At 69.5% G+C, this 25,377-nt stretch carries 23 protein-coding genes and 1 pseudogene; 10 read left to right on the forward strand and 14 right to left on the reverse strand.

Translation table 11 applies throughout. The features are described from left to right. The first annotated feature begins 7 nt into the window (after positions 1-7). On the forward strand, positions 8-1,690 hold the full coding sequence (locus G6N31_RS16390; protein WP_098004206.1) for a cation:proton antiporter: 1,683 nt from the start codon (positions 8-10) through the stop codon (positions 1,688-1,690). Here G6N31_RS16390 and G6N31_RS16395 read toward each other — a convergent pair. The 6 genes and pseudogenes from G6N31_RS16395 to G6N31_RS16420 all read right to left on the reverse strand — a co-directional run bounded on the left by G6N31_RS16395 (position 1,626) and on the right by G6N31_RS16420 (position 5,300). Beyond that, complete coding sequence (locus tag G6N31_RS16395) at positions 1,626-2,363, reverse strand: site-2 protease family protein (protein ID WP_234815366.1); 738 nt, start codon at positions 2,361-2,363, stop codon at positions 1,626-1,628. The genes G6N31_RS16390 and G6N31_RS16395 overlap by 65 nt on opposite strands. Continuing rightward, positions 2,360-2,614: an acyl carrier protein gene (locus G6N31_RS16400; protein WP_098004207.1), complete on the reverse strand. Its 255-nt coding sequence runs from the start codon at positions 2,612-2,614 to the stop codon at positions 2,360-2,362. Before G6N31_RS16400 ends, G6N31_RS16395 begins: the two co-directional genes overlap by 4 nt. A gap of 4 nt (positions 2,615-2,618) precedes the next feature. Then, positions 2,619-3,866: a dihydrolipoamide acetyltransferase family protein gene (locus G6N31_RS16405; RefSeq protein ID WP_098004208.1), complete on the reverse strand. Its 1,248-nt coding sequence runs from the start codon at positions 3,864-3,866 to the stop codon at positions 2,619-2,621. Next, positions 3,863-4,321, reverse strand: a pseudogene (locus G6N31_RS16410) (transketolase C-terminal domain-containing protein); the annotation flags it as partial. The pseudogene G6N31_RS16410 and the gene G6N31_RS16405, both read right to left, overlap by 4 nt. Then, the gene (locus G6N31_RS16415; protein WP_098004209.1) at positions 4,228-5,031 is read right to left on the reverse strand and encodes an AMP-binding protein; all 804 of its coding nucleotides are present in this window, start codon (positions 5,029-5,031) and stop codon (positions 4,228-4,230) included. The pseudogene G6N31_RS16410 and the gene G6N31_RS16415, both read right to left, overlap by 94 nt. Then, entirely contained in the window at positions 5,028-5,300 is a 273-nt protein-coding gene (locus tag G6N31_RS16420; protein WP_098004210.1) for a hypothetical protein, read from the reverse strand. Before G6N31_RS16420 ends, G6N31_RS16415 begins: the two co-directional genes overlap by 4 nt. A 163-nt stretch (positions 5,301-5,463) precedes the next feature. Between G6N31_RS16420 and G6N31_RS16425 the strand changes: the two genes are divergently transcribed. The 3 genes from G6N31_RS16425 to G6N31_RS16435 are packed head-to-tail and all read left to right on the forward strand — an operon-like array spanning position 5,464 to position 7,308. Next, positions 5,464-5,892, forward strand: coding sequence for a nitroreductase family deazaflavin-dependent oxidoreductase (locus G6N31_RS16425; RefSeq protein ID WP_163722225.1), 429 nt, complete (start codon positions 5,464-5,466; stop codon positions 5,890-5,892). Then, positions 5,882-7,036 (forward strand): Rv2629 family ribosome hibernation factor, encoded by a 1,155-nt coding sequence (locus tag G6N31_RS16430; protein ID WP_098002529.1) that lies wholly within the window; start codon positions 5,882-5,884, stop codon positions 7,034-7,036. Before G6N31_RS16425 ends, G6N31_RS16430 begins: the two co-directional genes overlap by 11 nt. Beyond that, on the forward strand, positions 7,033-7,308 hold the full coding sequence (locus G6N31_RS16435) for a hypothetical protein (RefSeq protein ID WP_133117664.1): 276 nt from the start codon (positions 7,033-7,035) through the stop codon (positions 7,306-7,308). Before G6N31_RS16430 ends, G6N31_RS16435 begins: the two co-directional genes overlap by 4 nt. Here the strand turns inward: G6N31_RS16435 and G6N31_RS16440 are convergent. Continuing rightward, positions 7,286-7,711 carry a DUF2267 domain-containing protein gene (locus G6N31_RS16440; RefSeq protein WP_098002527.1) on the reverse strand — a complete coding sequence of 142 codons (426 nt, stop codon included), beginning with the start codon at positions 7,709-7,711 and terminating at the stop codon, positions 7,286-7,288. The genes G6N31_RS16435 and G6N31_RS16440 overlap by 23 nt on opposite strands. A gap of 204 nt (positions 7,712-7,915) precedes the next feature. Between G6N31_RS16440 and G6N31_RS16445 the strand changes: the two genes are divergently transcribed. From G6N31_RS16445 to G6N31_RS16455, 3 genes are read left to right on the forward strand one after another with little or no spacing between them, the layout of a single operon-like run. Next, positions 7,916-8,350, forward strand: a complete 435-nt coding sequence (locus tag G6N31_RS16445; RefSeq protein WP_098002526.1) for a CBS domain-containing protein — start codon at positions 7,916-7,918, stop codon at positions 8,348-8,350. A 20-nt stretch (positions 8,351-8,370) separates the two neighbouring features. After that, positions 8,371-9,129, forward strand: a complete 759-nt coding sequence (locus G6N31_RS16450) for a GAF and ANTAR domain-containing protein (protein WP_133117663.1) — start codon at positions 8,371-8,373, stop codon at positions 9,127-9,129. Further along, complete coding sequence (locus tag G6N31_RS16455) at positions 9,126-9,863, forward strand: GAF and ANTAR domain-containing protein (RefSeq protein ID WP_098002524.1); 738 nt, start codon at positions 9,126-9,128, stop codon at positions 9,861-9,863. Before G6N31_RS16450 ends, G6N31_RS16455 begins: the two co-directional genes overlap by 4 nt. A gap of 9 nt (positions 9,864-9,872) precedes the next feature. Here the strand turns inward: G6N31_RS16455 and G6N31_RS16460 are convergent, their stop codons facing one another. The 7 genes from G6N31_RS16460 to otsB form a co-directional block, all read right to left on the reverse strand. Next, complete coding sequence (locus tag G6N31_RS16460) at positions 9,873-11,966, reverse strand: adenosylcobalamin-dependent ribonucleoside-diphosphate reductase (RefSeq protein ID WP_234815220.1); 2,094 nt, start codon at positions 11,964-11,966, stop codon at positions 9,873-9,875. Positions 11,967-11,985: 19 nt separating this feature from the next. Further along, positions 11,986-12,252 (reverse strand): DUF1918 domain-containing protein, encoded by a 267-nt coding sequence (locus G6N31_RS16465; protein WP_098002522.1) that lies wholly within the window; start codon positions 12,250-12,252, stop codon positions 11,986-11,988. A gap of 11 nt (positions 12,253-12,263) precedes the next feature. Beyond that, positions 12,264-13,988 carry a sensor histidine kinase gene (locus G6N31_RS16470; protein ID WP_234815219.1) on the reverse strand — a complete coding sequence of 575 codons (1,725 nt, stop codon included), beginning with the start codon at positions 13,986-13,988 and terminating at the stop codon, positions 12,264-12,266. A 53-nt stretch (positions 13,989-14,041) separates the two neighbouring features. Further along, the gene (locus G6N31_RS16475) at positions 14,042-14,992 is read right to left on the reverse strand and encodes a 1-phosphofructokinase family hexose kinase (protein WP_098002521.1); all 951 of its coding nucleotides are present in this window, start codon (positions 14,990-14,992) and stop codon (positions 14,042-14,044) included. Beyond that, the gene (locus tag G6N31_RS16480; RefSeq protein ID WP_098002520.1) at positions 14,989-17,028 is read right to left on the reverse strand and encodes an erythromycin esterase family protein; all 2,040 of its coding nucleotides are present in this window, start codon (positions 17,026-17,028) and stop codon (positions 14,989-14,991) included. Before G6N31_RS16480 ends, G6N31_RS16475 begins: the two co-directional genes overlap by 4 nt. Before the next feature lie 24 nt (positions 17,029-17,052). Beyond that, positions 17,053-17,502: a pyridoxamine 5'-phosphate oxidase family protein gene (locus G6N31_RS16485; RefSeq protein ID WP_098002519.1), complete on the reverse strand. Its 450-nt coding sequence runs from the start codon at positions 17,500-17,502 to the stop codon at positions 17,053-17,055. A 79-nt stretch (positions 17,503-17,581) separates the two neighbouring features. Next, positions 17,582-21,136 carry a trehalose-phosphatase gene (gene otsB, locus G6N31_RS16490; protein ID WP_098002518.1) on the reverse strand — a complete coding sequence of 1,185 codons (3,555 nt, stop codon included), beginning with the start codon at positions 21,134-21,136 and terminating at the stop codon, positions 17,582-17,584. 162 nt (positions 21,137-21,298) lie between these two features. Here otsB and G6N31_RS16495 point away from each other — a divergent pair, with 162 nt between their 5' ends. From G6N31_RS16495 to G6N31_RS16505, 3 genes are read left to right on the forward strand one after another with little or no spacing between them, the layout of a single operon-like run. Further along, entirely contained in the window at positions 21,299-22,111 is an 813-nt protein-coding gene (locus G6N31_RS16495) for a universal stress protein (protein ID WP_234815218.1), read from the forward strand. A gap of 28 nt (positions 22,112-22,139) precedes the next feature. Beyond that, positions 22,140-23,021 (forward strand): universal stress protein, encoded by an 882-nt coding sequence (locus tag G6N31_RS16500; protein WP_098002516.1) that lies wholly within the window; start codon positions 22,140-22,142, stop codon positions 23,019-23,021. 4 nt (positions 23,022-23,025) lie between these two features. Then, entirely contained in the window at positions 23,026-25,347 is a 2,322-nt protein-coding gene (locus G6N31_RS16505) for a heavy metal translocating P-type ATPase (protein WP_098002515.1), read from the forward strand. Positions 25,348-25,377: the final 30 nt, after the last annotated feature.

Genomic DNA, 25,377 nt, shown 5'->3' on the forward strand with positions numbered 1-25,377 from the left:
CGGATACATGGAGCTGCACCCCTTCGCCACCATCGCGGCAGTACTGGCAACCGCCACGGTGGGCGGGGTGATCGCCACCCGACTGCGCCAGCCGCTGATCGTCGCGTTCATCATCGTCGGCATCGGCGTGGGCCCCGTCGGATTCGGGTGGGTCTCCAGCGACGGAACCGTGGACCTGTTGGCCCGACTGGGCATTGCGATCCTGCTTTTCCTGGTCGGACTGCGCCTGGATCTGCAGATGATCCGCAGCACCGGTCCCGTCGCGGTGGCGACCGGGCTGGGTCAGGTTCTGTTCACCTCGGTCGTCGGCTACTTCCTCGCGCTCGGCCTCGGGATGGACTCCGTCACCGCGATCTATGTCGCGGTGGCACTGACGTTCTCGTCGACGATCATCATCGTCAAACTGCTCTCGGACAAGCGTGAACTCGACCAACTGCACGGTCGCATCGCCGTCGGTTTCCTCATCGTCCAGGACATCGTCGTCGTGCTCGTGATGATCGCGCTGACCGCGTTCGGGCAGAACACCGGCGACTCCCTCGGGCTCGGGATCGTCGAGGTGATCGGGAAGGGCGCGGCACTGATCGCCGGCACCTGGCTGATGATGCGCTACGTGCTGCCGCGGCTGCTTCCGCAGATCGCCCAGTCACAAGAACTGCTGATGCTGTTCGGGGTGTCCTACGCGGTCGCGGTCGCCGCGTTGAGCGAATGCCTCGGGTTCAGCTCCGAGGTCGGTGCATTCCTGGCCGGAGTCTCGTTGGCCGGCACCCGGTTCCGGGACGCCGTCGGTGCGCGACTGACCAGCCTGCGGGACTTTCTGCTGTTGTTCTTCTTCCTCAACCTGGGCGCCCACCTTGATTTCACCGATGCCGGACGCCAGCTTCTCGACGCGTCGATCCTGTCGGCCTTCGTACTGATCGGCAATCCGCTCATCGTCATCGCGATCATGGCCGCGATGCGCTACCCAGTACGGATCGGTTTCCTCGCCGGACTCACCGTCGCGCAGATCTCCGAGTTCTCTCTTATCCTGGCGGCGTTGGGGTTGAGCCTGGGCCATATCACCAACGCGACCGTCAGCCTCATCACCGTCGTCGGACTCATCACCATCGGCGGCTCGACGTACATGATCATGTATTCGCATCAGCTCTACGCCCGGCTGGAGCGGTGGCTCGTCAAGCTGGAACGCAAGCGCCAGCACGCCCCCGTACCCGACGACCATGGTGACGACTACGACGTGATCCTGTTCGGGCTGGGAAGATTCGGCAGTCATGTGGCCGAGCGCCTCACCGACGCCGGCCATCGGGTCCTGGGTGTCGACTTCGATCCGCACGGAATCACCGCGCACCGCCGCAGCCGTGTCGCGACAGCCTTCGGGAGTGCCGAGGACATCGACCTTCTCGAGGCCCTCCCACTGGAGCGGGCCAAATACGTCATCAGCGCTATCCCGGTGCTGCAAACCAATCTCGCTTTGCTGCAGGGACTTCGGACCCACCACTTCGGGGGTGCGATCGCGCTGACGGCCCACACCCGCATCGATGCCGACCGGCTGCGCGCCACCGGCGTCGACATCGTCTTGGAGCCGTTCTCCGCCGCGGCCCATTCCACGTCGGAGACGCTGCACGATCTCCTCACCGCCGACAACGGAACCGCCGACAACGGCCCGGGACATCCGCCGGACCGGCCGTCGAGATAGCCGCGATGGCCCCGCCGATGACCGACGCCAGCAGCAGCTGCAGCAAGCCCAGCCCGATCAGGACATAGCCGAGCACGCAGCCCGCTTGCGCGGCGCCGATCGCCGCGCGCGCCGGATCGCCGTGCCGGCGCCAGAGGTAGGCGCGCAGAATCCGGCCGCCGTCCAGCGGGGCGCCCGGCAGCAGGTTGAACACCGCAAGCACCGCATTGGCGACCGCCAGCCACGCGAGCACAGCGGCGGCCAGCGCACCGGCCCCACCGGTCGCCAGGGCTGTCGCGGCCGCGGCGAACACACCGGACAACACCAGACTCAGCGCGGGACCGGCGGCGGCCATCCGGAATTCGTCGCGGGGGGTCCTGGCTTCCCCTGCGAGCCGCGCGATACCGCCGAACAGCCACAGGGTCACTTCCGGCACCGGGATGCCGGCCCGGCGGGCCACCACCGCGTGAGCGAGTGCGTGGGCCAAAAGCGCGACCGCGAGCAACACGGCGCCGCACAGCCCGGCCAACCAGTAGGCCCCGCGCGAGTATCCGGGTGTGGTCTGCGGAAGGGTACCGGCGAGGCTCCAGGCGAACAGCCAGACGATGACCAGCACACTCCAGTGCACGCTCACGGTCAGACCGCGCACCCGCCCCAGGACCAGTCCGCGCTCGATGCCCGCCTGCCGACTCACGGCGTCATCGTATGGCGCTGGACATATCCGACCAGATCGGCGACGGTGCGCAGCTTCTGGTAGTCAGACTCGGGTATGTCGACACTGAGTCTTTTGTGAATGCCGACAAGGAAGTTCAACCAGTCCATCGAATCGAGATCGACCTGGTCGCGAAGCAGCGTGTGGTCGTCGATCTCCTCCGGCTCCACCTCCGGGGCGATCGACGTCAGCACCGACAGAATGTCGCTGCGGATGTCCTGGCTTGTTCTCATGCGGTCACTCCTCGAGTTGTTCGGGCTGTTGGAGGAGTTGATCGACGGCGGCGAGAAACAGTGCTCCGCGGTGCCCGTCACTGGCTCGGTGGTCTGCGGCCAGCGTCGCGTGCACCGTGGTCGCGATCCGGATTCCGCCGTCCATCGCCCAGACGCGCTGCGCGGGCTTGCCGAAACCCACCAACGCCACCTGCGGCGGATAGATGATGCCGAAGACCGCGTCGACGCCCTGGTCCCCGAGGTTGGTCACGGTGATCGTCGGGTCGGACATCTCTGAACTGCGCAGCGACCCCGCGCGGGCGCGCGCCACCAGGTCGGTGAGGTCGGACATCACCTCGTCGAGCTTCTTGCCGGCGACATCGTGGATGGCCGGTGCCACCAGACCACCCCCACGCAACGAGATCGCGACACCGACGTGCACCGCATCGGCGTGTACCAAGCCATCGTCGCGCCAGAAGCCGTTTATCTCGGGAAACCGCTGAGCCGCAACCGCAACCGCTTTGAGCTGCAACACCGCGGGCAGCACCCGGTCGGTGATGGATCGCTGGGCGTTGCGTTCGGCCAGCCACTCCAGCGCCGGGTCCAGCAGGATCTCCTGGCGAAGGTAGTAGTGCGGGATTTCGCGCTTGGAGCGGCCCATCGCCGCGGCAATGGACTGCCGCATCGCCGCGGCGCGGCTCTCGGCGGGCTTCACGGTTGCCGGCCGCGCGGTCGCGGCAGTCGGCTCGACCCCCTGCGCTGCGGCGTGTTCGACGTCGACGATGGTGACCGCGCCCTGCGGACCGCTGCCGGCGACGGCGTCGAGGTCGACGTTGAGCGAGGTCGCAAGCCGACGCGCCGCGGGCGAGATCCAGCGGCGGTGGCCGGGCTCGACCACCGGGGGCCGCACCGGTGAAACGGGTTGCCGCTCAGGGGTTTCAGCGGCGGACGGCTGCACTACTTCGGCGACGGGCGGTGCAACAGCTGCGGCGGCAGGCTGCGCGGCAGGTTCAGCAGCGGGCCGTTCGGCCGTCTCTCCGGGGGCCAACAGGGTGGCCAGCGGGGTGCCGACCGAGACGGTCTGTCCCACCGGGACCAGTAGTTCACCGACCGTCCCCTCGTGCCAGCACTCCACCTCCACCGCGGCCTTCGTGGTCTCGACGACCGCGACGATCTGGCCGCGGGTGACGGAATCGCCCGGCTTGACCAGCCATTCGTTGAGGGTGCCCTCGTCCATGTCGGAACCCAGCGCCGGCATGGCGAACTCGATCACCGCGGTCCCCCGAAGAGCTGCCGCACCTGCGCGACGATCGTGTCCCGCTGCGGAAGCGCCGCCTCTTCGAGGTGGCGCGCATACGGTATCGGCACTTCCGCGCTGCACACCCGTCCGACGGGGGCGTCGAGATCATAGAAGGCCTGTTCGGTGATCTGGGCGCTGATCTCGGCGGCCAGACTGCCGGTGCGCCAGCCTTCGTCGACGACGACCGCGCGGTGCGTCTTGCGCACCGACGCGACGAAGGTCTCGGTGTCCAGCGGTCGCAGGACTCGGAGATCCACGACCTCGCAGTCGATTCCGGCCGCGGCCAGTTCGTCGGCGGCGTCGAGCACCTTCGGCAGCGAGCCGCCGTAGGTGATCAACGAGACATCCGAACCGGTCCGGCGTACCGCGGCGCGCGTGATATCGGTGGGACCGAGGGCTTCGGTGTCCGCGGAAGTGTTGTAGAGCTGTGCGCCCCCTTCGGGGTTCCGGTGGTGCCGCTGGTGAAGTGCAGCAGGGCCGGATCGTCGGCCGTGGTCGGTTCGATCGATGCGCCGTCGGTCGCCGCATCCATCCACTGCCAGAAGTTGATGGTGCCCGGGCCCGCGCTCTCGCCTCCGTGATCGTCGACGATGAGGACATGGCGCAGCGTGGGCACCGTGTCCCGAATCCCGGCGACCTTCTTGCGGTAGAGCGCTCGCGTCGTGATCAGCACCTCGGCTTCACCGAGGTTGAGCCGGGTGGCGATCGGCTCCGGCCCGAACGCGGAGAACAGCGGTGTCACCACGCTGCCGTTGCGCAACGCTCCCAGGATGGAGACATACAGCTCCGGGGATCGACCGAGCAGGGTGTACACCCGGCCGCCCTTGTGGACGCCGAGGGCTCTGAGCACGCCCGTGAATCGGGCGACCAGACGCCCCAGCTCGGCATAGCTCAGGTCCCGGATGGTCTGCCCGCCGTCCCAGTCGGACGCGGACACGAAGCGCAGGGCGGTCCGCGACGCCGCGGGGCCCTCGGCATGCCGGTCGACGGCCGCATAGGCGATGTTGCACAGGCCGCTTCCCATCCCCGTGCACACGTCCGGCACGGCGGACCAGTCGAAATCGGCGCGGGTCTTCTCGTAATCAACGAAATTCGGCGGGACGCGCCAGTCCTCCGCGGTCTTGCGGATGACGGTCATGAAGCAGTGCCGGCGTTCGACGACCCCAGGACGCCGGTGCGCGCGGCCGCGCCGAGGTTGTCCATCACACGTTCGAGCAACGCGCTGTAGGCCGTCCCGTCGTCGTGCAGTTGCCGGTAGCCGCGGTGACGCAGGAAGAGGTCGAGCCTGCGATCGATCGGCCACTGTGCGTAGAGGGTGTCGGTGAACTCCGACCGCAGGAACTCCCACGCAACGTCGTCGAGCGGGCGCTGAGTCCGGCTGATGCGGTCAGGTGACGTCGTGGGCATACTCGCTCCCTGCTGTCTGCGACGGAATCGACCCCATAGTCGACCCGACCGCTGCAGCGCAATAGAGACGAAAGTCACCATTGCCGCACAAGGTGTCTTAGGTCCCAAGAAACGTGTCCGCTTGACCCTGCCCGGGCGCTGCCGGATTCGGTGAGCATCGGGTATGCCCACCCTGCCCACCCGCTCGGCCAGGAATGTCGTGCGGACGTTCAACAAACACGTGCTCAACCCCGTGATGCTGCTGCTGGCCGGGCGTCGGCACTGGTACGCCACGGCGATCCGGCACACCGGACGCACCACCGGCACGGTTCGCACCACACCGGTGGTCGCCGAGCGCGTCCCGGACGGCTTCCTCACCCCGCTGCCCTATGGCACCGACGTCGACTGGCTGCGCAACGTGGTGGCCTCCGGCGAGGCGACGATCACCGTCGGTGGTCGGTCGTTCGATGTGGTCAACCCGCAGATCATCGGCGCGGACGTCGCGGCCGAGCAGTTGACGCCGCGGCGCCGGCGCGCCTTCGCGCGCTTCGGCGTCGAACACTTCGTCAAGTTCAGCCTGGCCACCGACAGCGAGGCACATCATGGCAATTGACCGACTGCGTTCCTTCGTCGACGCACCAGGGCCTTTCGTCTCCCTCTATATCGACGACGACCGCGCCCACCCGGACGGCGCGAAGCAGGCCGTCGCACGCTGGCGCGCGATCCGCCGCCATCTCGAGGACAGCGCGGTGTCCGAACATGTGGTCGGAGCCGTCGAACGGGCGGTCCTGAACAGCCCGCCGGGGGTGGGACGGGCGGGCCGCGCGGTGATCGCGGGCCGCGAGGGGGTGCTGCTCAACGAGCACCTCGCGGCCCCGCCGTCGATCACGGCGCTACGAGTTTCGGAGTACCCGTACCTGCTGCCGCTGTTGGAGTCGGCGTTGGCGCACCCGCCCTATCTGTTCGCCGCAGTCGACCATCTGGGTGCCGACCTCGCCGACCACCGCAACGGCGCGGTACACCGCGAGACCGTGCACGGACCGGGCTTCCCGGTACACAAGCCCGCCACCGCCGGCTGGCACGGTTATCAGGACTTCGCCCACACGACCGAAGAGGCGGTGCGCACCAACGCCCGCGCCGTCGCGGAGCGCATCACCGAGCTGGTCGACCGCGGCGGCAGCGAGCTGGTGTTCCTGCGCGGCGAAGTCGGCGCACGCTCAGATGTCGAGTCCTGCCTGCCGCGGCGAATCCAGGAACGCGTCGTCACATTGCCGGCGGCCGCGTCCGGTGGCCGCGGCGGCGAGGAGGAGATGGCGCACCAGGTCGGCGACGAACTCACCCGCCGGCGGCGCGAAGCGGACAGCGCAGTGTTGGCGCGCCTCGACGCCGAGACCGGCCGCGGCTCGGGGCTGGCCGCCGTCGGTCTCGCGGAGGTCTGCGCGGCGCTGCGCTGCGGTGCCGTGGACACGTTGGTGGTCGGCGACGTCGGCAGCGCCACGGTGGTGTGCGGTAGGGACCGGACGACCATCGCCCCGGACGCCGAGACACTGTCCGGGCTCGGCGAACCGCCGATCCGGGTTGCCCTGGAAGACGAAGCCGTGCCCTTCGTGGCGATCGCGACCGACGCCGACATCGTGCGGGTCGACCAGACGCGCGACCTGACCGACGGGTTGGCGGCCCTGCTGCGCTACCCGGTCGGTTCGGGCGCGGACCGCCGGTCGGCGTCGGGTGCCGGCACCGGCGCAGGGAGTCGATGATGGCACCGGTCGGACCATCCCGTCACCGCGACGCGCGTCGCACCCTGTGCGCGGCGCAGGGCGTTCTGGTCGCCCTGCAGCAGTGCAGCCTCGATGATGCCCTTCTCGACATCGTCGGGGCGGCACGGCACCACAACGTCGACCCCCTGCGTCTGGCCACCGCGTTGGTGAGCAGAGCGCAGGGAGAATCAACGGCGGCCGGCGACGAGAACCTCACCGCGGCGATCGACGACGCCTGGGGCGGGCTGTTCAGGGCCGCAGAAGCGTCTTGATGTCGTCGGGCAGCTGGTTGATCGCCTTGGTCACCTGCGCCGGTGGGAGCAGCCGCATCAGCGCGGCGGTGACCGCCGCGGCTGCCTTCGGGACGTCCTGCACCGCGATGTTCGCTTCGTGCGCAAAGCGCGCGGTGTAGGCCTTCGCGTCGAGCTTGACCGGTACCGCCGCCGGATCCCACCCGCCGTAGAACACACCCCGCACGAGGTCGGGCAGCTGTGCGGCGAAATGCGCCGCGGCCTCCACGGTGAGCCGGTCACGCAGGGTGTGCAGCCATCCCCGCAACACCCCGTAGGCGAATTCGCGGTCCTCGGTGTCGAATTCCGCGGCGACGGCGTTGACCCACGTATGGGCGGCGTGCATCGCGTGGTCGAGGCCCGGGACTTTCGTGGACGTTCTCATGTCCGATCCTCCTGCCGCTCGACCCCAGCACACTGCACGCGAACAGCACCGAGCCAGGGCCGAAAGTCACCCGCAAGGCCCTGACCGTCGTGCCACCGGCATCTGGTCGCCAATCTGGTGCCAAAAGACCTCTGTCGCACGCTCCGACAAGACAGAAGAATCTCGCTTCATCACGGCATTGCAGCCTGAATCGAGGAGAGCACCATGACAACTGCACGTGAGATCATGCACGCCGGTGCGACATGCGTCGGTGAACACGAGACGCTGGCCCAAGCCGCGCAACGGATGTCCGAGCTCGGCGTCGGTGCGCTGCCCATCTGCGGCGACGATGACCGACTGCACGGGATCGTGACCGACCGCGACATCGTCGTCAAGTGCCTCGCCGCGGGTCACGACCCGGCCGCCGTCACCGTCGGCGAGTTGGCGCAGGGCACCGTCTATTCCGTGGCGGCCGACGCCGACATCCAGGAGATGCTCACCATCATGGAGGAGCATCAGATCCGCCGGCTGCCGGTCATCGACGATCACCGACTGGTCGGGATCATCTCCGAAGCCGACATCGCCCGCCACCTTCCCGAGTACGCGGTCGCGCAGTTCGTGAAAGCGATCTGCGCGCAGCAGGCCATCACCAGCCATTGATCCCGGTGGCGACGGTCGCGATGGAAACTGAGCGCGCCGCCCGGATCTGGACCGCCGTCGCACTCCGCGCGATGCGCGACGGCGGGCCACCCGCACCGGGGCATGTGTGCATCGAATGCGTGGAAGCGCTGGCCGTCAGCGGCGCCGGCCTGATGCTGGCAGGCGGGCCGCAGACACTGGAGCCGGTGTACTGCATCGGCGATCACGCCGGCGATGCCGACGGTCTGCAGACGACCCTCGGCGAGGGGCCGGGGATCGACGCGTCGGCCACCGGGCAACCGGTGCTCGTCGACAATCTGACATCTGCTGCCTCACACCGTCGATGGCCGATGTTCGCGACCCAGGCGAGCCGCCTCGACGTGCGGTCCGTGCACAGCTTCCCACTGGCACTCGGCGCGATCAACGTGGGCGCTATGAACCTTTACAGCGACTCCCCGCGCGACTTCGGCCGCGACGAGCTGATCGACGCCCTCGTCTACGCCGACACCGCACTCATGCTCATCCTCGACGCGCGCAGCGGAATCGACACCCCCGCCAACGACGCGGTCTTCAACGGCCAGGCCCCGGCGTTGTGGCGAGCCGAGGTGCATCAGGCGGCCGGGATGGTGTCGGTGCAGCTGGGGATCTCGGTGCTCGACGCCCTGGTACGCCTGCGGGCCCACGCCTACCGTCATGACCTGCAGCTCGCCGCCGTGGCCCGAGCGGTGGTGGAACGCAGACTGCGCTTCGAGCCCGCCACGGCCGGGGAGCCCAGCGCGGAGTCCGGGGAGCCGGCATGAGCGCCGGCTCGCCGGTCTCGATCAGCCGCACCTTCGTCGAGCTGGCGGAGATCCTCGTCACCGAGTACGACCTCGTCGACGTCCTGCATCTGATCGCCGTCCGCGCCCAACAAATCCTCGGTGTCGACGCGGTGGGACTCCTGCTGGCCGACAGCCACGGAGGCCTGAGCGTCGTCGCCGCCTCATCCGAACTGGCGCGGGTCCTGGAGCTGTCCCAGGTACAGAACACCGAGGGTCCCTGCCAGGACTGTTTCCGCACCGGTCACCCGGTGAGCTCCGCGGACTTGCACTCCGCCCTCGGGCGATGGCCCAGCTTCGCTCCCGAGGCCCTCGCATCCGGGTTCGTCGCGGTCCATGCGCTGCCGATGCGGCTGCGGGACGAGCTCATCGGCGGCATGACCCTGTTCACCCGGACGGCGGGCGATCTCGACGCCGAGGTTCTCGCCGTGGGGCAGGCCCTGACCGACGTCGCCGCCATCGCGCTCCTCCACGAACGCACCCTCGGTCAGCACAACCTGCTCATCGAACAACTCCAGGCCGCCCTGAAGAGACGTCTGACAGTGGAGCAGGCCACCGGCGTCGTCGCCGAACGCACCGGGGTGGACGTCGAAGAAGCCTTCGAAATGCTGCGGGCCCACGCCCACGCGCAGCAACGCAAGCTCGCCGAGCTCGCCGACGCCGTCATCCACGACGGGGAGACGCCACCTCGGTTGACCTCTGTCGAAGAGGTATAGGTCGGCGGATCACATCTGGCAGGCCCGGCCCATGCAGCCTCCGCTGAACTCGAGGTCGGCCTGCGCAAGCGCCGGTTGCGGTGCGGCATAGGTCAGGATCTGACCGGACCGGCTCCCATACCGATAGACGGTGATGCCTTTGACCCTGGCCTCCCAAGCGGCCAGGTAGATCTCGCGGACGTCGCCGACGGAGGCCGCCGCGGGCAGGTTCACCGTCTTCGACACCGCGGCGTCGACGTGCCGCTGTACGGCTGCCTGCATGCGCAGGTGCCACTGCGCGGAGATCTCGCCGGCGACCGGGAACGCCGCGCGCACGTCGGCGGGCAGGTTTCGCGCACCCCGGACCCCGCCGCGTTGGGCGATTTCGGCGGCCAGCTGCGGGGTGTAGAAGCCCCGAGCGCGTGCCAGCCGATCGAAGCACGGGTTGACCTCGAGCAGGTGCCGGCCGATGACCGCACGCGTGTAGGCGACGGCGAACATCGGTTCGATTCCGGCGGTGGTGCCGGCGATCAGGGAGATCGTGCCGGTCGGGGCCACCGACGTGACGGCGGCGTTGCGCCGGGGCCGGGACAATCGACTGCCGGGGAATTCGGGGAAGGGTCCGCGCTCGGCGGCCAGCTGCTGTGACGTGTCGTGCGCGGTGCGCTGGATGCGGCTCATGACCCGGCTCGCCAGCCGCACCCCGGCCTCGCTGTCATACGGAACGCCCAGCACAGCAAGCATCTCCGCGAGTCCCATCACGCCGAGCCCGATCTTGCGGGTGGCGCGGGCGGCCGTGGCGAGCGCATCGAACGGGTAGCGGCTGACGTCGATGACGTCGTCGAGGAAGCGCACCGCCAGCGCTGTCGTCGCCCGGAGCCGGTCCCAGTCGACACCGTCGGCCCGGTCGTCGGTGACCATGTGGGCGAGATTGATCGACCCCAGGTTGCACGACTCGTTCGGCAGCAGCGGCACCTCACCGCACGGGTTCGTGGCCTCGATCCGGCCGAGACGAGGCACCGGGTTGGCGCGGTTGATGCGGTCGGCGAACAGCAGGCCCGGATCCCCGCACGCATGCGCGGCCTCGCAGATCTTGTCGAACAACTCGGCGGCGGCGATGCTGGCGACCGGCGCGCCGGTGCGCGGGTGCCGCAGTCGGTGCATCTCCCCGCGACGCACGGCACGCATGAAGGAGTCACTGACGGCCACGGACAGGTTGAACTGCGACAGACCTTTGCTCTCAGCGCTTTTCGCGGCGACGAAGTCGGCGATGTCGGGGTGGGAGACGTCGAGCACACCCATACAGGCGCCCCGCCGGCGGCCGCCAAGGGAGACGACCTTCGCGGCGGTGTCGAACAACTCCAAAAACGACACCGGCCCGCTGGCGAATCCTCCGGTGCTCGCGATCGCGTCGCCGGCCGGTCGCAGCCTGCTGAAGGCGAAACCGGTACCCGCACCGCACCGCTGGACTTCGGCGGCCTGGCCCAGCGTGGTGAAGATCGAGCGCAACGAATCCTGCACCGGCAGCACCACGCAGCCCGACAGCAATCCGAGCTCGGTGCCCGCGTTCATCAGGGTGGGCGAGTTGGGCAGGAAGTCGAGCCGGCGCAACGCCGCGGCGAACCGCTCGGCCCAGCGGCCCGACGAGCGGGCCCGGTAGGTGTCCTCGGCGGCCGCGACGAACCCGGCGACCCGGTCCATCATCTCGCCCGTCGACTCCACCGGCCGGCCCTCGTCGTCACGCCGCAGGTACCGTTCCCGCAACACCGTCACCGCGGCCAACGAGAGTTTCAGCTCATCGCGGACCCCGAGAAGCGCTTTGGCGGAACGCAGTTCGGCATGCTGCTGGCGATAGAGGATGTACGCCCGAGCGACGTCGTCGAGCCCGGCCTCACCGAGTCGCGCCTCAACGAGATCCTGGATCCGCTCGACCGCGGCCACCCCCGGCCCGAGCGCATCGGCCACCGCCGCCGCCACGATGGCGGGCATGTCGGCGTCCTCGCAGGTGACCTCCCGCGCGGCGCGGCTCACCGCGCTCTCGATCCGTCCGACATCGAACGGCACCAGCGTCCCGTCGCGCCGCCGCACCTGTGCGGGCCAGCCTCGTTTCGACGTCGGCGCCATGTCCGCTGCAGCCGGCGCTCTAGTGCTTCGCCCCGCGGCGGATCTCCGACTGGACCGCGCCGAACCGACGGCAGGCCCGCTCATCGGCCTCCCGCTGTTCCTCGGCGGTCACGACGAGCGCGTCCGGTCCCGGGAACACGACGGCTTCGTGCTCGGAATCGAGCCAACGCACGACGTACGGGGGCGATCCGTCACCGGATCGCACCTCGGTGATCAGACCCCGCTGTTCCGGGCGGTCGACCGTCAAGCCTTTGATGACCAGCCAGTCCCCGACTTGAGCGTGCATATGTTCTCCTCTCACCGCAACGGCGCTCGCCACCGCAGGCGCGTCCCCCCGCCGGGCCCGGGCTCGACCGTGAAGCTGCCGTCGACGTCGTCGGCGCGCTGACGAAGGTTGCGCAACCCGCTGCAGGTGACGTCCGCGGGGAGTCCACGACCGTCGTCGACGACCTCGATGCACAGTTCGTCGGCCGCGGCGACGCTGACCGACAGCGCGGTCGCATCCGCGTGGCGCACCGCGTTGCTGACCGCTTCGCGGACCACAGCTTCGGCGTGGTCGGCCAGGACCGCATCGACGACCGACAGCGGCCCGGAGAACTGCACGGTGGTGTGCAATTCCGGGGTCGCGAACTGAGCTATCGCCTCATCCAGACGCTGTCGCAGCCGAGTTCCGCCCCCCTGCCCGCCGTGCAGGTCGAAGATGGTGGTGCGGATCTCCTGGATCACCTCCTGCAGGTCGTCGACGCACTCGGCGAGCCGGTCGCGCACATCGGTGCTGCGCGCCCGCGGAATGGTGCCCTGCAGAGCCAGGCCGACCGCGAACAGCCGCTGGATCACGTGGTCGTGCAGATCACGGGCGATGCGGTCACGATCGCTGAGCACATCGACTTCCCGTAACCGCCGCTGCGTGGTGGCCGACTGCCACGCCAGTCCCGCCTGGTCGACGAACGCGGCCATCATGTCCAGTTCCTCGGTGTCGAACGGGGCGGCCCCCTCCGGGCGCGAGGCCACCAGCACTCCGGCCACCGCGCCGCTGGCACGCAGGGGAAGGACCAGGGCGGGCCCGGGCGTCGCCGTCACGGCATCGAGGTGCAGTGAATCCAGACGTTGCGCCGTCGCGCTCGCGAACACCTCGCCGATGACCGTGCCCGCCGTCGGCACCGCGGCCCGCGACATCGCGGCGGTGTCGCCGGCAGCCCCCCCGATGGCCGCCACCACCAGCTCCTCGACCCCGTCTTCCGGGTCGTCGAGGTCGGGACGCACCGCGACCAGCGTCGACCGCGCACCGCTGAGGTGCAGCGACTTGTCGGCGACCATCTGGAACACCGTCGACGGGTCCATTCCGGACAGCATCTCGGTACCGATGTCGCGGGTGGCCTCGATCCAGGACCGCCTGGTCTTGGACTGCTCGTAGAGCCGGGCGTTCTCGATCGCGATGCCGGCGGCCGCGGCCAGCGCCTGGACCAGTACCTCGTCGTCCTCACTGAACGGCTGCCCGCCGGCCTTCTCGGTCAGGTACAGGTTGCCGAACACGTGGTGGCGGATGCGGACGGGGACCCCGAGGAATGTCCGCATCGGCGGGTGGTGCGCCGGGAAGCCCACGGAGGACGGATGGTTCGCGATGCTGTCCAACCGGATCGGCTTCGGATCGTCGATGAGCACGCCGAGCACGCCGCGCCCCTCCGGCAGATGCCCGATGAGCTTCCGCGACTCCTCGTCGATCCCCTGGTAGATGAATTCGACGAGCTCGTGGTCGTGGCCCCGGATCCCCAGCGCGCCGTACCGGGCGTCGACGAGATCGATGGCGGTCCGCACGATGGTGCGCAACGTCTCGTCGAGCTCCAGTCCCGAGGTGACGGTGAGCATCGCGTCGAGCAGTCCGTCGAGCCGGTCGCGACCTTCCACAATCTGCTCGACGCGGTCATGGACTTCGTTGAGAAGTTCCCGGAGTCGGAGCTGGGACAGCGTCTCCCGCAACGGGCGCACACCGGCACCAGAGTCCGACTCCCCCGAGTCGGTCACCTGTCCCATAGTGCCATCGCAACGGGCGGCGCACGCGTCGTCCGCGTAAATTTCTACGTACACCGTCTGCCTGCGCAAACATAATCCTGGAAGTGCGCGTCGACCTCCCGACGGCCGAAGGCCGCGGTGCCCGGCGTCTGGAGCTTCGCGGTCGCGGCGGCTATCCCGTAGCACACGGCCTGTTTCCAGGTCGCGTCGCGCGCCAACGCGACCGTGATGCCCGCGACCATCGCGTCGCCGGCCCCCACCTCGCTGACGGTGGCGACCGGGACGGCCGGGAACCGTTCGGCCTCATCAGGAGTCACCAACAGGGCGCCCTGCGCGCCCAGCGACACCACCACGGCGCCGGTGACCCCGCGATCGATGAGTTCCCGAGCGGCAGCTTCCTGCTCGCACTCGGTCTCCACGGCGCGCCCGACGCATTCGCGCAGTTCCCGCAGGCTGGGTTTGAGGAGATGCACGCCGCCGGTCACCTGACGGAGCCCGGCACCCGAGGTGTCCAGAATCAGCAATGCCGCTGTCTCCCTGCACAGGTCGGCGACACGCTGATAGAAGTCCGGGGGCACTCCCGGCGGCAGGCTGCCGCTGGCCACCACGAACCGTGCTGATACCGCGGCGCGCCGCAGCGCGTCGAGGCAGCGCTGCTGCTCCTCGGGGGTCAGCGCGGGCCCGGGAAGCACGAACCGGTACTGCCGCGCGCTGACGCGCTCGTTGACGGTGAAGCTTTCCCGCGTCTGTCCCGCGATGGTGACCGGGACCGCGTGCACGCCCTCCGCGTCGACCAGGTCCATCACCCGCGAACCCGTCGCGCCACCCGCGGTGAACACCGCCTGCACCGGCATCCCCAGGGCGTGCGCGAAGCGGGCCACGTTGACCCCGCCGCCGCCGGCGTCGTATCTCTCGGCACGGCAACGGATTTTCCGCGTGTGCACGACTTCATCGGCGTCGGCGGTCACATCCAGGGCCGGGTTCATCGTCAACGTGACGATCGACGGACCGTTCATAGGCCGGTGGGGTAGGTCTCCGGTGTCTCTCCGGCGACCCAGACACTGGTGGGTTCCAGCGGTTCCAGCGCGGTGGTCTTGTCGATGTGGATGAGGGCGTCGTACTGGTCGCCGGGCCGGACGTGGTAGTAGTGACTCTGCCGTTCGGTCTCCGGCCGGTAGATGACGCCGATCGCGCGGGCGAGCCGGACCGTGTCCAGCGGTTCGGCGGCTGCCCGGCTGATCGCGGCCGCCACCAGGAACTCAGGTCGTTCGACCTCGTGGAACAGTTCTTCGACGCTGCCGTTGAGGGCCGGTCGCACCACTTTGCGTTCGGCGATCCCACCCCAGTCGCTGGCCGCGGTCACCGTTCCGCTGTAGGTGGTGAAGCCGATCAGCCGGGACCGGCCGCCGAACTTCTCGCGGACCAGCTGCCCCAGGGTCAGCTGGCCGTCGACGCCGACCTCGGTCGCTCGCGCATCGCCGACGTGAGAGTTGTGCGCCCACACCACGATCCGGGCCGGCTCGCCGGACCGGTCCAGATGTGCCAGCAGCGCTTCCAACGTCTGGGCCATGTGCTGATCACGCAGGTTCCACGAGTTGACGCGGGTACCGAACATCGCGCGGTAGTACATCTCGGCGTCGCGAACCGTCTGCGCGTTCTGCTGTGCGTAGAACAACTCGTCCTCGGCGAGCACGCCGTCGCGGCGCAGATACTCCAGCCCGTTGCGGTGCAGCTCGACCAGCTGCTCGACGGCCTGGCGTTCACAGGACGCCCCGGCGCCGAAAGCCGCGGCGAAACCATAGGCCTGGCCGTCGTCGGCGGAGGTGTGATCGAAGCACGCGTACCGCTCGCGGGCCCGTCTCGCGGCGACCGGGTCGACGTTGTCGAGGTAGTCGATGACCTCCCGCATCGACCGGTGCAGGCTGTAGAGATCCAGTCCGTAGAACCCCGTCTCGCGCAGGCCCTGGGTCCGGCGTTGCGCGTTGCCGGCGCGCAACCATCCGACGAAGTCGCGGACGACCGTGTTACGCCACATCCAGGCGGGGAAACGCTCGAACCCGCTCAGCGCCTCGTCGGCAGACCCGTCGCCGCCCTGCCCGCGCACATAACGGTTCACCCGGTACGCATCGGGCCAGTCGGCTTCTGCGGCCACCGCGCAGAAGCCCTTGTCCTCGATCAACCATTTCGTGATCTCGGCACGCGCCTCGTAGAACTCGTGGGTGCCGTGCGAACTCTCGCCGATCAGCACGATGCGGGCGTCACCGATCAGTTCGTCGAGCGCCTCGCGCGGCGGCACCCCGGCCGGTGCGTCGACGCAGCTGCGGGTGATGACCTCGGCCGGAGTCTCGGCCAATCGGATCCGCGCGGTGGGCATCCCGACGGTCGGCGTGGCGAGGAGTTCTCGCACCTCGTCGTCGCTGACCTGGGTGAAATCCCAGAACGACGCGCCCACCGCCATGAACGGGGTCGGCATCGAGGCGCACACCACGTCGTCGACGAGCCCGGCGAACTCGCGGCAGGTCGACTCCGGCGCCGCCGGCACCGCGACGACGATCTCGGCTGGATCCATCTCCCGCAGGGCCTGGACGGCGGCGAACATGCTCGACCCGGTGGCCAGCCCGTCGTCGACGAGAATCACTGTCCTGCCGGCCAATTCGAGCGGCGGGCGCCCATCCCGGTAGGCCGCTTCGCGGCGCACCAGCTCGCGCCCTTCCCGCTCGGCCACGTCCCGAAGCTGCGCAGGCGTCACCCGCAGCGCCCGCACCACGTCATCGTTGACGACCACCCGTCCGCCGCTGGCCAGCGCACCCATGGCGAACTCGTCGTGTCCGGGCGCGCCGAGTTTGCGCACGATGAAGGCGTCCAACGGGGCGCCGAGAGCCGCGGCCACCTCCCACGCCACCGGGATCCCGCCGCGGGCCAGGCCGAGCACCACCAGCCCCTCTCGCCCGCGGTATCCGCCGAGCAGGCCGGCCAACACCCGGCCGGCTTCGCGGCGGTCCCGAAAGACCCGCCGGGGCTGGCCGCTGACGTCCTCCCGTGCCACGCTCATCTCGTCGGTCCCCTTTCGTACGGGCTATCCCAGAACGGGATCTTCGGCCGCCAGCGCCTGGGCCGTCGCGGGACCGAAAGCGAATCTGCGCCCGGTCACGTTGCGCGGGCGGATCTGCACGAAGTGCGGTTTGTCGGTCGTCGTCCACGGCAGCAGGCCGGAGCGTTGGGCCTCGGCGATCTCGTCGTCCTCGCGCAGCGACCGCGCCGTGCCCGCCACGATGACACTCCAGCCCTGCTTGTCGTCGTGGTCGTCGGCTTCGAACAGGACGTTGTTGTTGATCGCCGTGCTCACCAGCTTCGTGCCCTGCGCGGTGCGGAACAGGATGGTGCGGTTCTGCACGGCGAAGTTGACCGGGAAGATCGCCGGATTGCCGTCGACGCTGGTCACCAGACGGCCGAGCGAGACGCCGGCCAGCAGGTCCCAGCACTCCGAGAGCGGAAGCACGGTGATCGGTGAGCTGTTATCGGTCATACCGCGACCATAGGCAGCCCGAGACCACCGAAGCTATGGCACAAGGTCCTCGATTCCGACGTCGTCCTCGGTTCGAAAATCACTGCACGAACTCCACGGCCGACCCGGCAACCAGTTCCCGGGTGTCTCCGCGACTTTCGACGATCACCGGCGGGGCGTCGCCGGGCTCGGCGCTCAGCGTGGCGCTGCGTCCGGCCACACTGATGCGCAGCCGGTGGCCGCGGTAGCGGAAGGTGAACGTCAGGCGACCGAGCGAGGTCGGCCACATCGGACCGACGACGATGCGGTCCCGGCGCAACTCCAACCCGGTGAAGCAGCGCTGCAGCAGGTCGATACTGCCCGCCATCGCCGCCAGGTGGATGCCCTCGGCCGTCGTGCCCTTCTGGATGTCGATGACGTCGGAGGCCATCACCTGCCGGAAGTAGCTCATCGCCTGACGCCGGTCGCCGCGCGCCAGCACCCAGGAGTGCACCACCGCGCTCAGCGTGGACCCGTGCGACGTGCGTTTCTGGTAGTACTCGATGGTCGCCGGAATCTGTTCGGGGGCGAACGAATATCCCAGCCGGTCGAACAGTTCGTAGAGCTCGTCGGCGGAGAGCAGGTAGAACAACATCAACACGTCGGCCTGCTTGGCCGCCCGGTAGTTGTTCACGCTCGACCCCTCCGCTTCGAGGATCCGGTCCAGCCGCTGAAGATCGCCGTAGCGCTGCCGGTAATCGTCCCAATCGAGCTCCGCGAGTTCTGCGTAGCCTTCGAACTGACTGATCACCCCGTCGTGGAACGGGACGAACATCCTGCGGCTGACATCCTCCCAACGCCGCAGATCGTCATCGTCGATGTCCAGCGCCTCCAGCAGTGCCAACCGGTAGGTCAGCGGCAACCGCTCGAGTGCCTCCAATGCCCGCACGATCACCCACACCGCCATCACGTTGGTGTAGGCGTTGTTGTCGATCCCGTCGTAATCGCGGCCGGGATAACCGGAGTGGAACTCATCGGGCCCGATCACCCCGCAGATCACATACCGGTCGCGCACGGGGTCCAGCGTGGCCGCGCTGACCCAGAACTGCGCGATCTCGGCGAGCATCTCCACGCCGTAGTCGATCAGGAAACCGATGTCGCCGGTGACCTGATAGTGCTGCCAGACGTTGTAGGCGATCGCCAGCCCAACGTGGTGCGCCCGCGCGCTGGCATCCGGGTTCCACCGGCCCGACCGCGGGTTCAGGTGCAGGCGCTGGCTCTCCTCACGTCCGTCGCTGCCCGACTGCCACGGGAACATCGCCCCCCGGTATCCCGCCTCCCGCGCCGCCCGCCGTGCTTCGGGTAGCCGGCGGAACCGGTAGAGCAGCAGCGATCTGGTGACCTTGGGCAGGCGCATGTTCAACACCGGGAACACGAACAGTTCGTCCCAGAAGACATGCCCTCGGTAGGCCTCACCGTGCAAGCCGCGCGCGGGCACCCCGACGTCGAGATCGGCGGTGTGCGGCGACAGGGTCTGCAGCGTGTGCAACTGGTGCAGACGTACCAGTCGCAGCAGGTCGGCTTCGCGACCCAGGTCGACGTTGAAGCGCTCCCACAGATGGGTCCACGCCAGGCGGTGTCCGCGTTCCAGGTCGTCGAAGCTGTCCACGTGGGCCAATTCGCGCTCGGCGGCCACGACCGGACCGGAGATGCCGTGGTCGCGGCTGGTGTAGACGGTGGCCACCTTCTCCAGGGTGACGGCGCCTCCCACGGTGACGTCGACGGCGATCTCGTGACCGATGCGGCGGTCGTCGCGGAGCACCCGGTACCCGGCCTGCGGGCCGGCGCCGTTGTCGACGCGACTGCGCGCCGCGACGGCCACCCGGATCTGGGACTCGTTGGTGCGAGCATCCAAAAGCACCGAATCGGTGCTCAATTCGCGCATACCGTCCACCGTCAGATGCTGCGCGGAAAGGTCGCGGTACCGCTCGACGCCGAGATTGCGAACGCGGCCGTCGATGACGGTGTGAAACTCCAGGCGCCCCGACCAGTTCTCGGGGTAGACGGTGGTCTGCAGCGCCGCCACATGCGGACGGTGCATCGCCACCAGCCGACGCTGACGCACCCGGGTCCTGCGGCCGGCGTGATCGCACATCACGAACTCGCGCGTCAACATCGCCGTCCGCAGATCGAGCGTCGCGACGTAGGAGGTGACCTCGGCGACGTCGTCGATGTCGAACCACGGCCCACCGTCGATGCGGAACGTCACCGCGAGCCAGTTCGGTAGGTTGACCAGGCTTTCGTTGTCGATTTCGACACCGGCCACGTGATCGGTGAGACGATTGTAGACACCGGCGACATACATTGCCGGGTAATGGTTTTCCCCGGCCTCGCACTCCGGCGCCGCGCCGCGGACCGCCAGATACCCGTTGCCGAGGGTGCACAGCGCCTCCCGCAGGCGCTCGTCGGCGGGACGGTATCCCCCGAACGTCAGCGACCAGGGGTCGTTGGTGACGTCGTGCTCGACGGCCAGCTGATCGGACAGCCGGGTCAGGAATCGGCAGACGGCCTCGGGGTTGTCGAGGGCGAACCGCGCCGCCGACCTGCGGTCGCCGGTTTCCTGGTTGCGTACGGCAATGCCGATCCCGTTGTGGCGCAGGACGTCGAAGGCGTCCTCGTCGGTGAGTTCATCGCCGATGTAGATGGGCAGCAGCAGCTCGCGGCCGTCGATGCGGTCGATGATCCACTCGACGGCCGCACCTTTACCCCAGTCGACGTCGGGGCGCAGCTCGATCACCTTCAGGCCGCCGGTCGTGCGCAGACCGCGGCGCTGCCCGACGGCCCGGGTCGCCGCGACCACCTCGTCGACCCGATCGGAGGCGACGTGCCGGTAGTGCACGGCCACGGTGAAGCGCTTGTCCTCGATGAGCACACCTTCGACGGCGGCCAGGCGGGCGCGCAGTTCGGCCACGGCGCCGACGAGCACATGCGCGGCCTCGGCTCCCGCCTGGTTCTCGTGCCGGGTGCCGTCCGGCGCCAGCAGCTCGAAGCCGTGGCTGCCGGCATACCAGATGCCGGGCACTCCGACACGGTCCCGGATGTCGCCCAGACTGCGTCCGCTGATGACCGCGACCGGACAGTGGGCCGCGAGCGCTTCCAGCGTCTCGCGGGCGCCGGGAACCAGTGCGGCCGATGCGGGCTCGCCGACGATCTCCGACAGTGTCCCGTCGAAATCGAGCAATACCGCCGGAATTCGCGTCTCGACCAGCGGTGCGATCTCACCGTAGGAGCGCAGCGCGTCGGCCATCACCGAGATCCGCCGGAAATTGTCCCGCACCGCGAGCGCGACCAGGTCGGGCACGACGACATCGGCACCGCACTGGGTGAGAGCGTCCCCGCTGCCCACCGGCGCCACACCGACGACCAGAGCGAAACCGGCGTCGTGAGCGGCCGCCACCCCGCCCGGATCTCCGTCGATCACCACACAGCGTGACGGTCGGACACCGAACTCCTGGGCGGTCTCGCGCAGCACCTGCGGATCCGAAGTGGAATCGACGGTGGCGACACAGATGTCCACGGCCTGCAGTTGCCCGACGAGATCGGCACGGACACCGGCCCGCGGCCCGAGAATCACCGCGTCGAAACGCCTCGGATCGACGAACACCGGAAGTCCCATCGCCACTCTCCTTGGTAGATGACCGGCCCTCATCGCACCGCGGCGGCGGTGCGCAGCAGAAGGGCAGGAAGTCCTTTGCGCCGACGGATGACCAATGGCCCTAGGTCCACGCCGACGCGGCTCAATACGGTGAAAGGGACCCGCCGCCGAACGGAGAACACGATGACATCCGATAGGTCACCCGATGCCATGCCTCTGCCGGTGGTCGCCGGTGTCGACGGATCAGCCGCTGCCCGGCGTGCCGCGTTGTGGGCGGCCGACGAGGCCGAGGCTAGGGGGACCTCGGTGCTGTTGATCTACGCGATCAAGCCGGCGCATCTGAGCGCGACGGAGTACACCGCGCAGATTCGGCACGCCCGCGACACTCTGCGCGAGATGCGGATTGCGCTGCAGGCCAACGGTAAAGCCGTCGACGTCGAGACCGAGATCGTCGACGGGCCGGCGGCCGAGGCGCTGGTGGCGGCATCGGAGCGGGCGGCGATGGTGTGTGTCGGCTCGGCCGGCATCGACCGCTACGCCCGGTCGATCGTCGGGTCGACCGCGGCCGAGGTGGCAGAGCGGGCTTACTGCCCGGTGGCGCTGATCCGGCCCGAAGAACACCCGAGCTCGGCCGGGCCCAGCTGGATCATCGTGGCGGTCTCCGACCGCCCGGACAACCCGGCCGTCGTCGAGCATGCGCTGCGCGAAGCGACCCTGCGCCGCACCCCGGTGCTGTTTCTCGGTGACCGGCGCGACGCCGGTTCGGCCGACGCCCTCGAGCGGCGGATCCGGCCGTGGCGGGAACGCTATCCGGACGTGCACATCTATCCGATCGCCGACCGGGCCGACGTCGCTCACTTCCTCAAGCGACACGACGAGCCGGTCCTGCTGGCGGTGATCGGCAGCGAAGACGTCGATGAGGTCGCGCAGATCCTCGGGTCCGGCCATTCGGTGCTGCGCCACGGCACGTCCTCGGCGCTGGTTGTGCGCTCCTGACCCACCGACCTCATCCGAGGAGACCGAAATGTCCGAACGCTCAGAAGACACCGGGATACTCGTCGGCGTCGACGGTTCACCGGAGTCGCACGCCGCGGTGCGTTGGGCCGCGCATGAGGCGGCGCTGCGGGGGCGGCCGGTGACCCTGACGCACGTCGTGGCGCCGGTCATCGTGACCTGGCCGATCGAAGCCCCGTTGATGAACTTCTACGAATGGCAGGAGGACAACGCCGCGCGGGTGCTCAAGGAGGCGCGTGAGACGCTCGACGCCGCGCTCGGCGATTCTCCGCCGATCCCGGTGCACACCGAGATCCGCCACGATGGCGTCGTCACCGAACTCACCGACATGTCCGCAACCGCAGACGTCCTGGTGATCGGCAGCCGCGGACTCGGGCCGATCGGCGGCGCCATGCTGGGATCGGTCAGCCGCTCGCTGCTGCATCACGCGCGCTGCTCTGTCGTCGTCACGCGGGAGGGGGCGGTCCGCCGGCCCGACCGTACCCGCCCGGTGCTGCTCGGCATCGACGGCTCGCCGGCCTCGGAGCACGCCACGGCCTATGCCTTCGACGAGGCGTCGCGCTGCGGGGTCGACCTGGTGGCGCTGCACGCATGGAGCGACGTGGCGGTCTTCCCGATCCTCGGAATGGACTGGCACCAATACGAACAACAGGGCCACGAGATCCTCGCCGAGCGACTGGCCGGGTGGCAGGAGCGCTACCCCGACGTCCGCGTCCAGCGGCGCATCGTGTGCGACCGGCCCGCGCGCTGGCTGATCGACGAGTCCAAGAGCGCGCAGCTGGTGGTGGTCGGCAGCCGCGGCCGCGGCGGTATCGCGAGCATGCTGCTCGGTTCCGTGAGCACCGCGGTGGCCGAGTCGGCTCTGGCGCCGGTCGCTGTGATCCGCGGCTGAGACCGTGGCTACGTCGCCGGCCCGGTGGCGACCCCTCGCGGAGCCCGCGCTGGCGGTGTGCACGGTGGCAGCGCTGGCTGCGGGCGGTGTCGCGTGGCTGCTCGGAGCGTCACGCGTCGCCGATGCGTGCTGGGCCGCCGGCACTCTGGTCGCGATCGTGCCCGCCGTGCTGTGGGTGGTCGCGGCGCTGCGCCGGGGGCGGCTGGGTGTCGACCTGATCGCGGTGCTGTCGCTGACCGGGACGCTGCTGGTCGGCGAGTATCTCGCCGGGGCTTTGATCGCCGTGATGCTGGCCGGCGGCCGGGCCCTCGACGCCGCGGCCACGCGCCGTGCGTCCCGGGACCTGCAGGCACTGCTGGAGCGGGCGCCGCGGTTCGCCCGTCGCCGGATCGGCACCCAGGTCGGTGTCGTCCCGATCGCCGAGGTCGCCGTCGACGACATCCTGGTCATCGCGCCCGGCGACGTGCTACCCGTCGACGGCCGGGTCACCGAGGGCGCTGCGGTGCTCGACGAGTCGGCGTTGACCGGGGAGTCCGTGCACGTCGAGCGGTCCGCTGGGGAGGCCGTGCGCAGCGGGGTGGTCAACGCCGGCGGCGTCTTCGAACTGCGCGCCACCGCCACGGCCGAAGACAGCACCTACGCCGGGATCGTGCGGCTGGCCCGGCAGGCGGGTGCCGAGAACGCGCCCGTCGTGCGACTGGCCGACCGGTACGCGGCCTACTTCCTGCCGCTGGCGCTGCTGATGGCCGGCGCCGCCTGGCTGGCCGGCGGCTCGGCCGTGCGGGCCGTCGCGGTCCTGGTGGTCGCCACCCCGTGTCCGCTGCTGCTGGCCGCGCCGGTGGCCATCGTGTCGGGCCTGTCCCGGGCGTCACGGACCGGAGTGGTGATCCGCAGCGGAGCCGCGCTGGAGAGCCTGGGCCGGGCAACCACTCTGGTGATGGACAAGACCGGCACCCTCACGATGGGCGCCCCCCGGGTCGTCGACGTCGTCGCCGCCCCGGACCGCGACGCGAGGGAGGTCTTGCGGATCGCCGCCTCGGTGGACCAGATGTCGCCGCACGTGCTGGCCGAAGCGATCGTCGCCGAGGCGCTGGCCCGCGATCTGAGTCTGGCGTTGCCGTCGCAGGCCACCGAGGAGCCCGGCCGCGGCGTCAGTGCGACGGTGGACGGCCACCGGGTGACGGTAGGCGCACTGAGTGAGGGCACCGTCACCGCCGCGTGGGCGCTGGGCGCGCTCAACCGGGCCCGGCTGGACAACGCGGCGGTGGCCTGGGTCTGCGTCGACGCCCAACCGATCGGCGCGGTGCTGCTCCGGGACCCGCTGCGCCGGCAGGCGCCCCGCACGATGAGGCGACTCCGCGAAGCGGGTTTCAACCGGTTGGTGATGCTCACCGGCGACCGGCCCGAACCGGCTCGGGAGGTCGCGACTGTGCTGGGTCTCGACGAGGTGTACGCCCGGCAGAGCCCCGCCGACAAGGTCGCCGCGGTCCGCGCCGAGCGGGACCGCGCCGTCACGGTGATGGTCGGTGACGGCATCAACGACGCACCGGCGCTCGCGGCGGCCACCGTCGGCGTCGCTATGGGGGCGCGCGGAGCGACGGCGTCGTCGGAGGCTGCGGACATCGTGCTGACCACCGACCGGCTCGACCGGCTGGCCGATGCGATGGACATCGCCCGCTGGTCCCGGCGTATCGCGGTGCAGAGCGCCGTGGTCGGCATGACGCTGTCGCTGATCGCGATGACGGTGGCCGCGCTGGGTTGGCTGCCGCCCGCGGCGGGCGCGTTGTTGCAGGAAGCCATCGACGTCACGGTCATCCTCAACGCGTTGCGCGCGCTGCGGGGTGACCCCCGCACGAAGGTGGAGCTGGCCGCCGCAACCGAGGCGATGCTGCAGGAGTTCGCCGCCGAGCACGAGGAACTGCGCGACGCGCTGAGCCAGATCCGGACCAGCGCCGACAGCCTGGTCGCAGGTGCCGACACCGCGGCACTGCGCTCGGTGCAGCGATCCTACGCATTGCTGACCGAGCAGATCCTGCCGCACGAGCGCGCCGAGGAGACCGAGTTGTACCCGGCGCTGGCGGCGCCGCTGCACAGCACTGAAGCCACCGCCACGATGAGCCGGACCCACGCGGAGATCCAGCGACTCGCCGACCGCATCGGTTCGCATCTGCGGGTGGCCGAGACGGCGGACGGTATCCAGGCCGATCAGGTCGACGACCTGCTGGCGTGCCTCTACGGCCTGTACGCGCTGCTGCGGTTGCACTTCATCCAGGAGGAGGAGAACTACTTCACCCTCGCGGCAGACGAGCCCGACGTGCGGCGTTGAGGACCATTGGCCCTGGTCGGCCGGCCACCG

The sequence above is a fragment of the Mycolicibacterium duvalii genome (genome assembly GCF_010726645.1).
Classification (GTDB): domain Bacteria; phylum Actinomycetota; class Actinomycetes; order Mycobacteriales; family Mycobacteriaceae; genus Mycobacterium; species Mycobacterium duvalii.

Bases quoted from the DNA above. Each gene is read 5' to 3' on its own strand.
- G6N31_RS16390 (WP_098004206.1), top strand. From the start codon at position 8: ATGGAGCTGCACCCCTTCGCCACCATCGCGGCAGTACTGGCAACCGCC.
- G6N31_RS16400 (WP_098004207.1), bottom strand. From the start codon at position 2,614: ATGAGAACAAGCCAGGACATCCGCAGCGACATTCTGTCGGTGCTGACG.
- G6N31_RS16415 (WP_098004209.1), bottom strand. From the start codon at position 5,031: ATGACCGTCATCCGCAAGACCGCGGAGGACTGGCGCGTCCCGCCGAAT.
- G6N31_RS16420 (WP_098004210.1), bottom strand. From the start codon at position 5,300: ATGCCCACGACGTCACCTGACCGCATCAGCCGGACTCAGCGCCCGCTC.
- G6N31_RS16425 (WP_163722225.1), top strand. From the start codon at position 5,464: ATGCCCACCCTGCCCACCCGCTCGGCCAGGAATGTCGTGCGGACGTTC.
- G6N31_RS16430 (WP_098002529.1), top strand. From the start codon at position 5,882: ATGGCAATTGACCGACTGCGTTCCTTCGTCGACGCACCAGGGCCTTTC.
- G6N31_RS16435 (WP_133117664.1), top strand. From the start codon at position 7,033: ATGATGGCACCGGTCGGACCATCCCGTCACCGCGACGCGCGTCGCACC.
- G6N31_RS16440 (WP_098002527.1), bottom strand. From the start codon at position 7,711: ATGAGAACGTCCACGAAAGTCCCGGGCCTCGACCACGCGATGCACGCC.
- G6N31_RS16445 (WP_098002526.1), top strand. From the start codon at position 7,916: ATGACAACTGCACGTGAGATCATGCACGCCGGTGCGACATGCGTCGGT.
- G6N31_RS16450 (WP_133117663.1), top strand. From the start codon at position 8,371: ATGGAAACTGAGCGCGCCGCCCGGATCTGGACCGCCGTCGCACTCCGC.
- G6N31_RS16455 (WP_098002524.1), top strand. From the start codon at position 9,126: ATGAGCGCCGGCTCGCCGGTCTCGATCAGCCGCACCTTCGTCGAGCTG.
- G6N31_RS16460 (WP_234815220.1), bottom strand. From the start codon at position 11,966: ATGGCGCCGACGTCGAAACGAGGCTGGCCCGCACAGGTGCGGCGGCGC.
- G6N31_RS16465 (WP_098002522.1), bottom strand. From the start codon at position 12,252: ATGCACGCTCAAGTCGGGGACTGGCTGGTCATCAAAGGCTTGACGGTC.
- G6N31_RS16475 (WP_098002521.1), bottom strand. From the start codon at position 14,992: ATGAACGGTCCGTCGATCGTCACGTTGACGATGAACCCGGCCCTGGAT.
- G6N31_RS16480 (WP_098002520.1), bottom strand. From the start codon at position 17,028: ATGAGCGTGGCACGGGAGGACGTCAGCGGCCAGCCCCGGCGGGTCTTT.
- G6N31_RS16485 (WP_098002519.1), bottom strand. From the start codon at position 17,502: ATGACCGATAACAGCTCACCGATCACCGTGCTTCCGCTCTCGGAGTGC.
- otsB (WP_098002518.1), bottom strand. From the start codon at position 21,136: ATGGGACTTCCGGTGTTCGTCGATCCGAGGCGTTTCGACGCGGTGATT.
- G6N31_RS16495 (WP_234815218.1), top strand. From the start codon at position 21,299: ATGACATCCGATAGGTCACCCGATGCCATGCCTCTGCCGGTGGTCGCC.
- G6N31_RS16500 (WP_098002516.1), top strand. From the start codon at position 22,140: ATGTCCGAACGCTCAGAAGACACCGGGATACTCGTCGGCGTCGACGGT.